A 12961-nucleotide genomic window follows, 5' to 3' on the forward strand; every position below is an offset into this window, starting at 1 on the left:
GCCAGGACCGGTAGATCCCGAGCCCACGCTACGCGCGGGCGCGGGTCAGGGGCTTCGTGCGGCCTACTGCCGCTTGTTGTCCCCCACACTGCACGCGGGCGCGCGTCAGGGCATCTGAAGAGATACGCAGGGGTACGCGTCAGTGCGTACCGTCCACACCCCTGAGGCGTGCGGTTGCTGCCGGGTACGCGCTTCCAAGAACGATGGAACCGCCCCTGCTCACCTGTGAAGGGTGAGCAGGGGCGGCTCCTCGAGGGCGCGACCTACTGGACGCGTCGGATCCCGGCACTCCTCGCCGCGGTGTAGGTCGGCTGGGACTTCCAACCCAGCAGCAGGTCGGCGGCTTCTCTGTTTCGCGCTGTTTCGGGTTGGTTCGTGTTCGGTTTCGCGGGTGCCGGTTCGGCGGCCGCCAGTCAGTGTGCGAGTTCGAGCACCCGGGCGTGCAGCACGGAACGCTGGTGGAGCGCGGCGCGCAGTGCCCGGTGCAGGCCGTCCTCAAGGTAGAGGTCGCCGTTCCACTGGACCACGTGGGGGAACAGGTCGCCGTAGAACGTGGAGTCCTTGGCGAGGAGCGAGTGCAGATCCAGAACCGCCTTCGTGGTGATCAGCGTGTCCAGCCTGACCTGACGCGGAGGGATCTGGGCCCATTCGCGATTCGACAGGCCGTGCTCGGGGTAAGGGCGTCCGTCGCCGACCAACTTAAAGATCACGGTACGTAGTCTAGGAGAGAAAGCCGCGCCTCGACCTCCGGGATCTCGTCAGACGGCTCCGGAGAAGGTGTCGCAGCGGCGCGGATCGCCGGTGCTGTAGCCCTTCTTGAACCATTTCATTCGTTGGGCGGACGTGCCGTGCGTGAAGTTCTCCGGGCTGACTCGACCCCGCGCCTTCTCCTGGATGCGGTCGTCCCCGACGGCGGCGGCGGCGTCGAGCGCCTGCCGGATGTCGGTGTCGTCGAAGGGCTTGGCGTAGAAGCCGGTGCTCACGGCGTTCTTCGCCCAGACGCCGGCGTAGCAGTCGGCCTGGAGCTCAAGCCGTACGGACCCGCTCGATGCTCCCTGGCCGGTGCCTTTCGCGATGTCGCCGAGAAGGTTCTGCACATGGTGGCCGTACTCGTGGGCGATCACGTACGCCTGGGCGAACGGGCCGCCCTCGGCGCCGAACTGGCTGTGCAACTCGTCGAAGAAGCCGAGGTCGAGGTAGATCCGCCGGTCGGCGGAGCAGTAGAAGGGTCCGACCGAGGAGTCGGCGGCGCCGCAGCCGGTCCGGATGGCGCCGGTGAACAACGTCGTCTTGGCCTGCTGGTAACCGTCGACCTGGCCCTTCCAGTACTTCTGGAGGCTGTTGACGACTCCGACGACCCGGCACTTCTCGGACTGGTCGGCATCCGCGCCGGTCTTGCACTGGGCGGAGAGATCGCCGGACCGCCCGGTCTGCGCGGGTGGGCTGTCGTCGCTCAGGAGCTTTGACGGGTCGACGCCGAAGACCAGGGCGAGGACGAGCACGACGATGCCGACCGCTCCGCCGCCGATCGCGAGACCGCCACCGCGTGACATGCCGCTCGAGCCGACATCGTCCACCTGTGACGCGTCGAGTTCGGCCCGGTCATCGAAATCCATTCCGCGACGCTCCCCAGTGTGCGCGTGGTCCTCGTGCGCATGCCGATGTTAGCCACAGCCGTGATGCCCCGCATGTACGAGATCATTACTACTTGTCGGTTGTCCTCGGCGGACTGGCGATCATCGCGGAATTCGCCGGCGGGTGGGCTTCCCGGGCCTCGCGGTCATCACCCGCAGGCTGCTTGGGGTGCGGTACGAGCAACTCCCGATCCGAGACGCGTCACGTGAGCCGCCAGGCGTCGCGGGGAGCGAAGGTCACGGCGATCGAAGATCGTGGCGAGTGAAGGTCGTGGCGAGTGAAGGTCGTGGCGAGCGAAGCGAGACCCGAAACTGGTCCGGAACAGCACGAAGGGCCCGGTTGGATGGACCGGGCCCTTCGTGTTCTTGCTGCTCAACCAAGCGCGGAGGATACGAGATTCGAACTCGTGAGGGGTTGCCCCCAACACGCTTTCCAAGCGTGCGCCCTAGGCCAACTAGGCGAATCCTCCGCCGAAAAGCTTAGCGGACTTTCCGACATGTGGTGACCACAGTTTTCCGGGCGTCGGCATCCCCTGGGAGTGGTTAGACTGTCTGCGGACCCCTCGCGCGGCGTCATCCTGTGAACCTCCCCAGGGCCGGAAGGCAGCAAGGATAAGCGGGCTCTGGCGGGTGTGCGGGGGGTCTCTGAGTTTGGGAAACCGCCGGCCGGGTCGACCCCCCGAGGAGACGGCATGAGTCTTGCGCTGTACCGCAAGTACAGGCCCGGGACGTTCGCCGAGGTCAAGGGGCAGGAGCACGTCACTGAGCCGCTGCGCCAGGCGTTGCGGAGCGGGCGGATCAACCACGCCTACCTTTTCAGCGGTCCCCGCGGTTGTGGCAAGACCTCCAGCGCCCGCATCCTCGCCCGCTCCCTGAACTGCGAGAAGGGCCCGACGCCCGACCCCTGCGGTGAGTGCGAGTCCTGCGTGGCCCTGGCTCCGACGGGTCCCGGCCACCTCGACGTCATCGAGATCGACGCCGCGTCCCACGGTGGGGTGGACGACGCCCGTGACCTGAGGGAGCGAGCCTTCTTCGCCCCGGTCTCGGCGCGCTACAAGATCTACATCATCGACGAGGCGCACATGGTGACCCGCGAGGGGTTCAACGCGCTGCTCAAGCTCGTCGAGGAGCCGCCGCCGCACCTCAAGTTCGTCTTCGCCACGACCGAGCCGGAGAAGGTCATCGGGACGATCAAGTCCCGGACCCACCACTATCCCTTCCGGCTGATGCCGCCGGCGACGCTGCGCCAGCTCATGGAGGAGATCCTCGGCTCCGAGTCCGTGCCGTACGAACCGGCGGCGCTGCCGCTCGTGGTGCGGGCGGGCGCGGGGTCGGCCCGTGACTCGCTGTCGATCCTCGACCAGCTCCTGGCCGGCGCCGACGACGCCGGCATCACCTACCAGCGCGCGGTGTCCCTGCTCGGCTACACCGACGGCGACCTGCTCGACGAGGTGATCGAGGCGTTCGCCAAGCGGGACGGCGCGGCGGTGTTCCAGACCGTCAATCGGGTCGTCGAGGGCGGCCACGATCCCCGGCGGTTCGCGATGGACCTGCTGGAGCGCTTCCGTGACCTCGTGATCCTCGCCAACGTGCCGGAGGCGGCCGGCAACGGCCTGCTCGACCGGCCCGCCGACGAGCTGGAGCGCCTGCAGGTGCAGGCGTCCTCCATGGGCCCCGCCGAACTGACCCGCGCCGCCGAGGTCTTCAACACGGGGCTGACCGAGATGCGCGGCGCGACCTCGCCGCGGTTGCTCCTCGAGCTGATGTGCGCCCGGGTGCTGCTGCCCGCCGCGGCGCAGGGCGAGGCCGCCCTGCTCGCGCGGCTCGAGCGCCTCGAACGCGGCGGTGTGTTCCAGCAGGCCGCTCCGGTGCCGGGAGCAACGGCCCCGGCGTACGCACCGCCCGCAGCCGTTCCCGCGGCTCCGGTGGCCGCCGCTCCGGTCGCTCCCGCGGCTCCGGCCCCTGTGGCGTCCGGCACTCCCGCCGGTACGGCTTCCGCGCCCGAGCCCCAGGACGACTGGCCGGCCGCGGCACGGCCAGGCGCGCCGAGCGCGCCCTCGCAGGAGGAGGCGCCCTCCGCCGCTTCGGCGGCGGTGGGCGGCCCGGTCCAGCAGTCCTGGCCCAGGGTGCTCGACGCGATCAAGAACAGGCAGCGGGTCGCCTGGATGATCCTCAACGCGCAGGGCCGCCTTCTCGGCGTCGACGGCAACCTCGTGACCGTGGGATTCGAGAAGCCCGGTGACGTGCAGGGATTCCTCAAGGGCAAACGCGACGAGGTGGTCGCCGCCGCGCTCGGCGACGTTATGGGCGGCACCTGGCGGGTCGACGTGGTCGTCGGCGGTTCCGGCCCGGCCGGTGGTGCGGCCCCGCGTGGCTCCGGCGGCCCCTCGGGTGCGCCGGGCCCCGCCGACACCGGCTCGCGGGCTCCATCCCGGCCCTCCGGTTCCGGTCCGGCCGACACCCCGGCGCGTACGCCTTCGGCGGGTCCGGGAGAGGGCGCGTGGAACGCGGCGGGCACCAGCGACGCGGGCACCACCGGTACCGCCGGCAACCCCGGCAGTGCGGCCAGTGCGGCCAGTGCGGCCGGTCCAGCGGGTGCGGCCAGAACCGGCGACGCGGGCGACGCGGCCGCCGCGGGCAACGCCGGAGGCGCGGCTGCGACCACGGACGAGTCGTGGCCGGACGCACCCTCGGACGACTTCGACGGCCCGACGAGTGGACCGGGCGGACCAGGTGGATCGGGTGGATCGGGGGCTCCCCGGGCCACGGCCACCGGCTCGGGCCTGGCGGCGGCGCGGTCGGCCGCCAGGGCGGCCGCTCAGGCGGGCCCGCGCCAGGCGTGGCCCGAGTCGGTTCCCGGCCGGGCGAAGCCGGGCCAGGAGTCGGACGACGTCGATCCGCTCAACGACGCGGACGCCGACGGTGACGAGCTCAGAGGCATGGCGCTCATCCAGCGCGAGCTCGGTGGCCGTGTCATTGAGGAAATCGACCACTCCTGAGAGGCGCACGCCGCCTTGCTGGCGGTGCGTTTACCCGGAACACGCACATGCTCCGGTATCAGATCCGCGGCAAACGCCGTAGGCTCGTCGCGACGACAAGTCGCTGGATGCCGAGGAGCGCACGAACGTGAACCCTGGAGATGTCAACCTGCAGCAGTTGCTGGAGCAGGCCCAGCTGATGCAGCAGCAGCTCGTCACGGCCCAGCAGGAGCTCAGCGACGCCGAGGTCGAGGGGACCGCGGGTGGCGGGCTCGTGGTCGCGACGGTCAACGGCAGCGGTGAGCTGCTCGAACTGAAGATCAGTCCCAAGGCCGTCGACGCGGGCGACCCGGAGGAGACGGTGGAGACGATCGCCGACCTGGTCCTGGCCGCCGTACGCGACGCGGTCCGGGCCGCGGCCGAGCTGCAGCAGGAGAAGCTCGGCCCGCTGGCACAGGGACTCGGAGGCGGGCTCGGCCAGCTGCCCGGGTTCTAGAAGATCATGTACGAAGGGGTCGTCCAGAATCTGATCGACGAGCTGGGGCTGCTGCCCGGTGTCGGTCCCAAGAGCGCGCAGCGCATCGCCTTCCACCTGCTGGCGGCGGATCCGGCGGACGTGAAGCGGCTGGCGCACGCGCTGCTGGAGGTCAAGGAGCGGGTCCGGTTCTGCCGTGTCTGCGGCAACGTCGCGGCCGAGGAGGAGTGCCGGATCTGCCGGGACCAGCGCCGCGACCCGCATGTGATCTGCGTCGTCGAAGAGTCGAAGGACGTCGTCGCGATCGAGAAGACCCGCGAGTTCCGCGGTCGTTACCACGTGCTCGGCGGTGCCATCAGCCCGATCGACGGCGTCGGTCCCGACGACCTGCGGATCCGCGAGTTGATGGCTCGCCTGGCCGACGGCCAGGTCATCGAGCTGATCCTGGCGACCGACCCGAACCTCGAGGGCGAGGCCACGGCCACCTACCTGGCCAGGCTCGTCAAGCCCATGGGGCTGAAAGTGACACGACTGGCCAGCGGTCTGCCGGTGGGCGGTGATCTCGAGTACGCCGACGAGGTCACCTTGGGCCGCGCTTTCGAAGGACGGAGGCTGCTGGATGTCTGATGAGTGGGGCGCCCTGGCGGAACGGATCGCGGGGCACGCGCAGAACTACCTCGACGGCCTGACCCGGCTGGCGAGCGGTGAGGGCGGCGACGCCATCCTCCCGCTGCTGCTCGTCGAGGTGGCGCAGGTCAGCCTGGCCGGCACCCAGCTCGGCGCGATGCAGGACGTGATCCTGCAGGGCAACTTCGAGCCGGCGTTGAGCGAGGACCCCGACGTCGATCCTCTTCGTACGGCTCTCGCCGCCCGGCTCGGCCCGGTGGACGACTACGCCGAGGTGTTCGACCCGTACAAGGACACGGTGGTCACGCCGTACCGGCTGTCGGACGACCTGGCCGCGGTGGCGGCCGACCTGGTGCACGGGCTGCGGCACTACCGCGCCGGGCGCCCGCTCGAGGCGCTGTGGTGGTGGCAGTACTCCTACTTCAACACGTGGGGCAACCACGCGGGCGCTGCGCTTCGCGCGCTGCACGCGCTGGTCGCGCACACCCGGCTCGACGTGGTCGAGGAGAGCACCGTCGTCTGAACGTCGCAGCGTTCACAGAGCGACCCGCACAGCGGTCCACAGGATGATCATCCACATGGTGAGCACGTTCCATCGGGCTGGTGAGACCCGCCAGTAGACTGTGAGCTCCACGTCCTGATTCGTTCGGAGAGTTCCAGTGGCGCTCGTTGTCCAAAAGTACGGTGGTTCGTCCGTCGCCGACGCGTCCTGCATCAAGCGGGTCGCCCAGCGGATCGTCGCGACGAAAAAAGCCGGCAACGACGTCGTCGTGATCGTTTCCGCTATGGGTGACACCACCGACGAGCTGCTGGACCTGGCCAAGCAGGTGTCGCCGCTGCCTCCGGCCCGCGAGCTGGACATGCTGCTGACCTCAGGCGAGCGCATCTCGATGGCACTGCTGGCGATGGCGATCGCCAACCTGGGTCACGAGGCGCGGAGCTTCACCGGCTCCCAGGCCGGGGTGATCACCGACTCCACGCACGGCAGGGCGCGCATCATCGACGTGACGCCCGGCCGTATTCGGGAGGCGCTCGACCTCGGCCGGATCGCGATCGTGGCCGGGTTCCAGGGGGTCTCGCAGGACACCAAGGACATAACGACGCTCGGCCGCGGTGGTTCCGACACCACGGCGGTCGCCCTCGCCGCCGCGCTCGAGGCCGACGTCTGTGAGATCTACACAGACGTGGACGGCATCTTCACGGCGGACCCGCGCATCGTCCGTACGGCCCGGCAGATCCCGCGGCTCTCCTACGAGGAGACGCTGGAGATGGCTGCCTGCGGCGCCAAGATCCTGCACCTGCGCTGCGTGGAGTACGCGCGCAGGTTCAACGTCCCGATCCATGTCAGAAGCTCGTTCAGCGCCAAGGAAGGCACGTGGGTCTACTCAGGCCCCAAGACCGAAGGAACCGAGATGGAGCAGCCGATCATCTCCGGCGTCGCGCACGACCGGAGCGAGGCCAAGATCACCGTTGTCGGGGTGCCCGACAAGATCGGAGAGGCTGCCGCCATCTTCAAAACGCTGGCCGACGCCGAGGTCAACATCGACATGATCGTGCAGAACGTGTCGGCCGCCGCGACGGGGCGTACGGACATCTCCTTCACGCTTCCGACGAACGACGCGCAGACCGCGCTCACCGCGCTCAAGAAGATCCAGAGCCAGGTGGTGTTCGAGTCGCTGCTGTTCGACGACCAGATCGGCAAGGTCTCGCTGATCGGCGCGGGGATGCGGTCGCACCCCGGCGTCACGGCGAAGTTCTTCAGCGCCCTGGCCGACGCCGGGGTCAACATCGAGATGATCTCGACGTCCGAGATCCGGATCTCGGTGATCGTGGGGCAGAACGAGGTGGACGCGGCCGTCAACGCCGCGCACTCGGCGTTCGATCTGGACGCCGACGAGGTCGAGGCAGTTGTTTACGGAGGTACCGGTCGATGAGTCGTAAGCCCACCCTCGCGCTCGTGGGCGCGACCGGTGCCGTGGGCACCGTGATGCGGGACATCATCTCTGGCCGCGAGGACATCTACGGCGAGATCCGTCTCGTCGCGTCCGCCCGGTCGGCCGGCAAGATCCTGCCGGTTCGCGGGGAGGACATCGTCGTCCAGGCCCTGACCCCCGAGGTGTTCAACGGCGTCGACATCGCCATCTTCGACGTGCCCGACGAGGTGTCGGCCGAGTGGGTGCCGGTGGCGGCCGAGCGCGGCGCGATCGCGATCGACAAGTCGGGTACGTTCCGGATGAACCCCGAGGTGCCGCTGGTGGTGCCTGAGGTCAACCCCGCCGACGCGCGGAACCGGCCGCTCGGGATCGTCTCCACCCCGAACTGCACGACCCTGTCGATGATGGCCGCCATGGGCGCCCTGCACAGCGAGTACGGCCTGCGCGAGCTGGTCGTGGCGTCCTACCAGGCGGTCTCCGGAGCCGGTGTGGCCGGACCTGCCCGCCTGTACGACGAGGTCGAGGCGCTGGCGGGTGACCGCACCGCCGGGCAGACCGCCGGTGACGTGCGTAAGACCCTGCAGAACAAGCTGGGCGACGCGGAGTCCCCGTTCCCCGCGCCCATCGCGTTCAACGTCGTGCCGTGGGCCGGGTCGCTGAAGGACGGCGGCTGGGCGTCGGAGGAGATCAAGCTCCGCAACGAGTCCCGCAAGATCCTCGGCATCCCGGACCTCAAGGTGTCGGCCACCTGCGTCCGCGTCCCCGTGGTCACCACGCACTCGCTGGCCGTGCACGCGACCTTCGAGCGCGAGATCACCGTGGCTGACGCGCACCGCGTCCTGGCCGCCGCGCCGACGGTCGTCCTGATGGACGACCCGGAGAACGGCGTCTGGCCCACCCCGGTGGACGTCGTCGGCACCGACCCGACCTATGTCGGCCGGATCCGGCAGGCGCTTGACTTCCCCAACACGCTGGATCTGTTCGTCTGCGGCGACAACCTGCGCAAGGGGGCGGCGCTGAACGCCGCCGAGATCGCCGAACTGATCGCGGCCGAGTTCACCGGCTGAGTCCGCGAGAAGGGCTCGCGAGAACCGAACTCATGAGAACCGAGTTCGCGAGAGCCGAACTCACCGGCTGATCCGGCCAACGCGCCGGTCGGTCGTTCCCGGCCCGGCACAGGAGCTCCTGTGCCGGGCCGGGTGATATCCGGGGCTTTCCCGCTCACCGGGACGCCCTCCCCCCGTCCGCGCCGCCCGGAGGCAGGGTTTCCCCTACGGCCGCGCCTGCCGGGACGGCCGGGTTCATCCCCTCGGAAAGGGCGCCAGTGGACGAGTTGCTGACGTTGGACGCGGTCGGGCAGGCGGAAGCCGTACGGAACGGGCAGGTCTCGCCCCGCGAGCCGGCCGAGGCGGCGATCGCCCGGATCGAGGCCGTGGACGGCGAACTCAACGCGGTGGTCCACCGGCGGTTCGAGAGGGCGCTCGAGGAGATCGACGCGATCCCGGCGGACGCCCCGTTCCGGGGGGTGCCGATCCTGCTCAAGGACATCGGCTGGGCCTCGGGCGGCGACCCGTACGGCGCGGGCTCCAAGGTGCTCGACGGCGTGGTGGCCAGAGACGACTCCTACAGTGTCGCGAAGCTGCGCCGGGCCGGGTTCGTGATCCTCGGTCGGACCAGCACGCCGGAGCTCGCCACGACGATCACGACGGAGCCCGCGGCCTTCGGGCCGACCCGCAACCCCTACGATCCGGCGTACTCCACCGGAGGGTCCAGCGGCGGCTCCGCCGCGGCCGTGGCGGCGGGCATGGTCCCGGTGGCCACCGCGAGCGACGGTGGCGGCTCGATCCGGATCCCCGCGAGCATGTGCGGCCTGGTCGGCCTCAAGCCCGCCCGAGGCCGCAGCAGCCACGGCCCCGACCTCGCGGAGTCGTGGGGCGGCCTCTCGGTGCAGGGAATGCTCACCAGGAGCGTGCGGGACAGCGCCGCCCTGCTCGACCTGATCGCCGGGATGATGCCCGGCGACCGGTACGACGCCCCCGCGCTGGCGCGCCCATTGGCCGAGGAGGTCGGCGCGGACCCCGGGCGGCTGCGCGTCGGTTTCGTCACCGTCCACCCCCGGGGCGACGTCCCCGAGGATCCCGAGCTGACCGCCGCCGTGACGGCGACCGCGGCCCTGCTGGAGGCGCTCGGCCACGAGGTCGTCCAGGATCACCCCGAGGCCCTGGGTGAGCACGACTTCGGCATGAACTTCGGCGCGCTCATCGGCACGAACGTGGCCGCGGAGCTCGACGTCCTCGGCGCGTGGCGGGGCAGGCCCGTGGACGTCGAGGAGCTCGAACCCCGCAACCGGCTCATGGTGACCGCCGCCCGGGGCATCAGCGCGACCGACTATCTGGCCGCGCTGCGGTGGCTCGACGGGTACCGCCGGCGGATGGCCGCGTGGTGGATCTCGGGCTTCGACCTGCTGGTGACGCCCACGATGGGCGTCACGCCGTTCCCGATCGGCTGGATCTCGGACGACGACCTGCACACGGCCCTGGACCGGTCCGGGCAGGGCGCGGCCTTCACCTCGCCGTTCAACGCGACCGGCCAGCCGGCACTCTCGCTTCCCTTGCACCGTACGGCGGAGGGGTTGCCGGTCGGCGTCCAGTTCGTCGCCGCGGCGGGACGCGAGGACCTGCTGGTCCGGATCGCCGCCCAGATCGAGGCCGTCCGGCCCTTCGAGCACTCCGCGATCCAGGACCGCCGCTAGCGGAAGAGGATGTCCCAGTGGTTGTCCTCGTCCGCGTAGACGGCCGCGCCTGCGACGGCGTCCCCGGGGGCGGCCTCAGCGGTGTTTCCCGCGGCGTTTCCCGTGGTGTCTCCCGCGGCGTTCTCGGTGGCCTTCGGGCGGTACATCCGCGCTCCGTCTCCTCTGGTCGTCCAGTAGCCGAACGTCCGGGTCACGTACGCGTCGATGCACGGGTTGTGGGCGATGTCGAGCTTGAAGCCGTTCCCGTGGCTGAAGCGGCCCTTGCTGTGGCCGACCTCGGTACCGCCGGTGATGACGATCCTGCAGTCGCTGGCCCGTTTCAGTTCGATCGCCTGGACGAGCGTGCCGTACCGGAGGCCCTCCAGGGACGTGCAGGTCGGCTGGGTGCGGTCGGTGCAGCCGCCGGAGGACCGCCAGCGCAGTCCGGCCCCTCGGAACTGCCGCATGGCCCCCACGTGTGCGAGCCGGGCGGTCGCGCTCATCGCCGACATCGCTTTCCCGCTGGGCGCGGACGTGAGCGTGCGAGCCGGCGGGAGCTGTACGGGCTGGACGGCGGCGTACGAGATCCGCTGCGCGCTCGCGACGGCCGTCGGCTTCATTGCGGTCGCTGGCTGGGACAGCAGGACGATCATGATCGTTCCCGCGAGTCCCCACCACGAGGGACGTAAGGCCATGGATCTCCCCGATGCTCAGTCCTCGATTGGAGTGGCGGGGGAGCGCGCCAGGATGATCAATGCCCACGTCGGGTGATCGCCCATTCGCGGACGGCTGGGAATTTGCCGCCTCCTATGGATCATCTGGCGCGTATATGACCCAGCGGGTGCCAGGGTCGTACAGTGACCACCGTGGCCGAGAAGACACGGGAGCGCATCGTCGCGACCGCCCTTCGGTTGTTCAAGGAACGGGGGTTCGAGGCGACGACGATGCGGGCGATCGCCGCGGAGGCCGGTGTCTCGGTGGGGAACGCCTACTACTACTTCTCGTCCAAGGAACAACTGATCCAGGCGTACTACGACCGGGCCCAGGACGAGCACGAGGCCGCGTGCCGGGAGCTGCTGGCGGTCGAGAGGTCCTTCGCGGGCAGGCTGGGCGGCGCGCTGCGGGCCTGGGTCCGGGTGTCCGAGCCGTACCACGAGTTCGCGGCCAAGTTCTTCAAGCACGCGGCGGAGCCGAGCAACCCGCTCAGCCCCTTCAGCGCGGAGTCCGCGCCCGCGCGCGAGTCGTCGATCGCCATCTACCGCGAGGTGGTCGAGGGCTCCGCCGACCGGATGGACTCCGATCTGCGCGCCGAGCTGCCCGAGCTGCTCTGGCTGCTGTCGATGGGAGTGGTGCTGTTCTGGGTGCACGACACCTCGCCGGGCTGTGAGCGGACCTACCGGCTGATCGACCGGATCGTCCCGCTGATCGACCGGCTGGTCGCCCTGTCGAACCTGCCGGGCCTGCGCGGTGTGGCGCGGGACTTCATCGACGTCGTACGGGAACTGCGCGGCTGAGAAAGCGGGACATACCGTCCGGTTGGTTGGTAACGTCTCTCCAGAATGAAGTTCTGTCGAGAGGGGTGCCCGTGGACCGCTGGGGCATGACGATCCCGTTCCATGACCGGACGCTCGCCGCGTCCAGAGAACTCGTCGCGAAACTCCCGTCGCTGGGATACACCGACGCCTGGTCCGCCGAGGTCAACGGCGCCGACGGCTTCACGCCGCTGGCCCTGGCCGCCGAATGGGCGCCGTCCCTGCGCCTCGGCAGCGCCATCGTGCCGGCCTCCACCCGCGGTCCTGGCCTGCTCGCCATGTCGGCCGCGACGCTGGCGGACCTGGCGCCGGGACGGTTCGTGCTCGGCATCGGCTCCTCGTCGCCCGTCATCGTCGAGCGCTGGAACGCGGGGGTGTTCGCCAAGCCGTACGCGCGGACCCGGGACACCCTCCGGTTCCTGCGCCGGGCGCTCGCGGGCGAGAAAGTCACCGAGCGGTACGAGACCTTCGAGATCAAGGGGTTCCGGCTGGAGCACGCTCCGAAGACCCCGCCGAAGATCGTGCTGGCCGCGCTCCGTCCGCGGATGCTCCACCTGGCCCGAGACGAGGCCGACGGCGCGATCACCAACTGGTTGTCGCCTCAGGACGTGCGCAGCGTACGCGCGGAGCTCGCCCCCGAGACCGAGCTCATCGCCCGGCTCTTCGTCGTCGTCACCGAGGACGCGGCCAGGGCCAGGGAGCTCGGCAGGCGGATGCTGGCGGCCTATCTGACCGTGCCTGTCTACGCGGCCTTCCACGAGTGGCTGGGGCGCGGTGAGGTGCTGCGGCCCATGCAGGAGGCATGGGCCGCGGGAGATCGTACGGGGGCGGTGAAGGCCATCCCCGACGAGGTGGTGGACGACCTGATCGTCCACGGTGACGCCGCGACCTGCCGGGCGCGGATCCGCGAGTACGTCGCGAACGGGCTCACCACGCCCGTCCTGTCCCCGCTGCCCGGGGGTGACGTGCCCATCGCCCAGGCCGTACGGGAGCTGGCTCCGCACACCTAGCGGGCGCTGGAACCGCCGGAGGGCCGCCGAACGTTAATGA

At 70.1% G+C, this 12961-nt stretch carries 12 protein-coding genes, 1 tRNA gene and 1 other RNA gene; 10 read left to right on the forward strand and 4 right to left on the reverse strand.

Annotated features, from left to right (window positions below):
• Window positions 1-413: 413 nt before the first annotated feature.
• The 3 genes from IMZ11_RS15030 to IMZ11_RS15040 form a co-directional block, all read right to left on the reverse strand.
• Entirely contained in the window at window positions 414-710 is a 297-nt protein-coding gene (locus tag IMZ11_RS15030; protein WP_061256192.1) for a type II toxin-antitoxin system VapB family antitoxin, read from the reverse strand.
• 48 nt (window positions 711-758) lie between these two features.
• Window positions 759-1616, reverse strand: a complete 858-nt coding sequence (locus tag IMZ11_RS15035; RefSeq protein WP_228641795.1) for a neutral zinc metallopeptidase — start codon at window positions 1614-1616, stop codon at window positions 759-761.
• A 402-nt stretch (window positions 1617-2018) separates the two neighbouring features.
• Window positions 2019-2104 (reverse strand) — tRNA-Ser (locus tag IMZ11_RS15040).
• An 84-nt stretch (window positions 2105-2188) separates the two neighbouring features.
• Here IMZ11_RS15040 and ffs point away from each other — a divergent pair.
• The 8 genes from ffs (at window position 2189) to IMZ11_RS15080 (ending at window position 10400) form a co-directional block, all read left to right on the forward strand.
• An RNA gene (gene ffs / locus IMZ11_RS15045) (signal recognition particle sRNA small type) lies at window positions 2189-2284 on the forward strand.
• Window positions 2285-2326: 42 nt separating this feature from the next.
• A complete protein-coding gene (locus tag IMZ11_RS15050; protein ID WP_228641797.1) occupies window positions 2327-4633 on the forward strand; it encodes a DNA polymerase III subunit gamma and tau in 2307 nt (768 codons plus the stop codon).
• A gap of 127 nt (window positions 4634-4760) precedes the next feature.
• Window positions 4761-5108: a YbaB/EbfC family nucleoid-associated protein gene (locus tag IMZ11_RS15055; protein ID WP_228641799.1), complete on the forward strand. Its 348-nt coding sequence runs from the start codon at window positions 4761-4763 to the stop codon at window positions 5106-5108.
• A 6-nt stretch (window positions 5109-5114) separates the two neighbouring features.
• Window positions 5115-5714: a recombination mediator RecR gene (recR, locus tag IMZ11_RS15060; protein ID WP_228641801.1), complete on the forward strand. Its 600-nt coding sequence runs from the start codon at window positions 5115-5117 to the stop codon at window positions 5712-5714.
• Window positions 5707-6237, forward strand: a complete 531-nt coding sequence (locus IMZ11_RS15065) for a DUF5063 domain-containing protein (protein WP_061256198.1) — start codon at window positions 5707-5709, stop codon at window positions 6235-6237. The genes recR and IMZ11_RS15065 overlap by 8 nt, the downstream gene beginning before the upstream one ends.
• Before the next feature lie 136 nt (window positions 6238-6373).
• Window positions 6374-7648: an aspartate kinase gene (locus IMZ11_RS15070; RefSeq protein ID WP_228641804.1), complete on the forward strand. Its 1275-nt coding sequence runs from the start codon at window positions 6374-6376 to the stop codon at window positions 7646-7648.
• The gene (locus IMZ11_RS15075; RefSeq protein WP_228641806.1) at window positions 7645-8715 is read left to right on the forward strand and encodes an aspartate-semialdehyde dehydrogenase; all 1071 of its coding nucleotides are present in this window, start codon (window positions 7645-7647) and stop codon (window positions 8713-8715) included. The genes IMZ11_RS15070 and IMZ11_RS15075 overlap by 4 nt, the downstream gene beginning before the upstream one ends.
• Window positions 8716-8972: 257 nt before the next feature.
• Window positions 8973-10400: an amidase gene (locus IMZ11_RS15080; RefSeq protein ID WP_228641808.1), complete on the forward strand. Its 1428-nt coding sequence runs from the start codon at window positions 8973-8975 to the stop codon at window positions 10398-10400.
• Here the strand turns inward: IMZ11_RS15080 and IMZ11_RS15085 are convergent.
• Complete coding sequence (locus IMZ11_RS15085) at window positions 10397-11074, reverse strand: hypothetical protein (protein ID WP_228641810.1); 678 nt, start codon at window positions 11072-11074, stop codon at window positions 10397-10399. The two genes, IMZ11_RS15080 and IMZ11_RS15085, sit on opposite strands and share 4 nt — an antisense overlap.
• A 171-nt stretch (window positions 11075-11245) precedes the next feature.
• Here IMZ11_RS15085 and IMZ11_RS46205 point away from each other — a divergent pair, with 171 nt between their 5' ends.
• Both IMZ11_RS46205 and IMZ11_RS15095 read left to right on the forward strand, forming a co-directional pair.
• Window positions 11246-11893, forward strand: a complete 648-nt coding sequence (locus IMZ11_RS46205; protein ID WP_228641812.1) for a TetR family transcriptional regulator — start codon at window positions 11246-11248, stop codon at window positions 11891-11893.
• Window positions 11894-11979: 86 nt separating this feature from the next.
• Window positions 11980-12921 carry an LLM class F420-dependent oxidoreductase gene (locus tag IMZ11_RS15095; RefSeq protein WP_228641814.1) on the forward strand — a complete coding sequence of 314 codons (942 nt, stop codon included), beginning with the start codon at window positions 11980-11982 and terminating at the stop codon, window positions 12919-12921.
• Window positions 12922-12961: the final 40 nt, after the last annotated feature.

Origin of the sequence: Microtetraspora sp. AC03309 (assembly GCF_020826795.1) — a bacterium.
GTDB lineage: Bacteria > Actinomycetota > Actinomycetes > Streptosporangiales > Streptosporangiaceae > Microtetraspora > Microtetraspora glauca.

What these genes read in the sequence shown, in the direction of transcription:
- IMZ11_RS15075 (WP_228641806.1), top strand. Translation starts at nt 7,645, where the DNA reads ATGAGTCGTAAGCCCACCCTCGCGCTCGTGGGCGCGACCGGTGCCGTG.
- IMZ11_RS15050 (WP_228641797.1), top strand. Translation starts at nt 2,327, where the DNA reads ATGAGTCTTGCGCTGTACCGCAAGTACAGGCCCGGGACGTTCGCCGAG.
- recR (WP_228641801.1), top strand. Translation starts at nt 5,115, where the DNA reads ATGTACGAAGGGGTCGTCCAGAATCTGATCGACGAGCTGGGGCTGCTG.
- IMZ11_RS15095 (WP_228641814.1), top strand. Translation starts at nt 11,980, where the DNA reads ATGACGATCCCGTTCCATGACCGGACGCTCGCCGCGTCCAGAGAACTC.
- IMZ11_RS15035 (WP_228641795.1), bottom strand. Translation starts at nt 1,616, where the DNA reads ATGGATTTCGATGACCGGGCCGAACTCGACGCGTCACAGGTGGACGAT.
- IMZ11_RS15065 (WP_061256198.1), top strand. Translation starts at nt 5,707, where the DNA reads ATGTCTGATGAGTGGGGCGCCCTGGCGGAACGGATCGCGGGGCACGCG.
- IMZ11_RS15085 (WP_228641810.1), bottom strand. Translation starts at nt 11,074, where the DNA reads ATGGCCTTACGTCCCTCGTGGTGGGGACTCGCGGGAACGATCATGATC.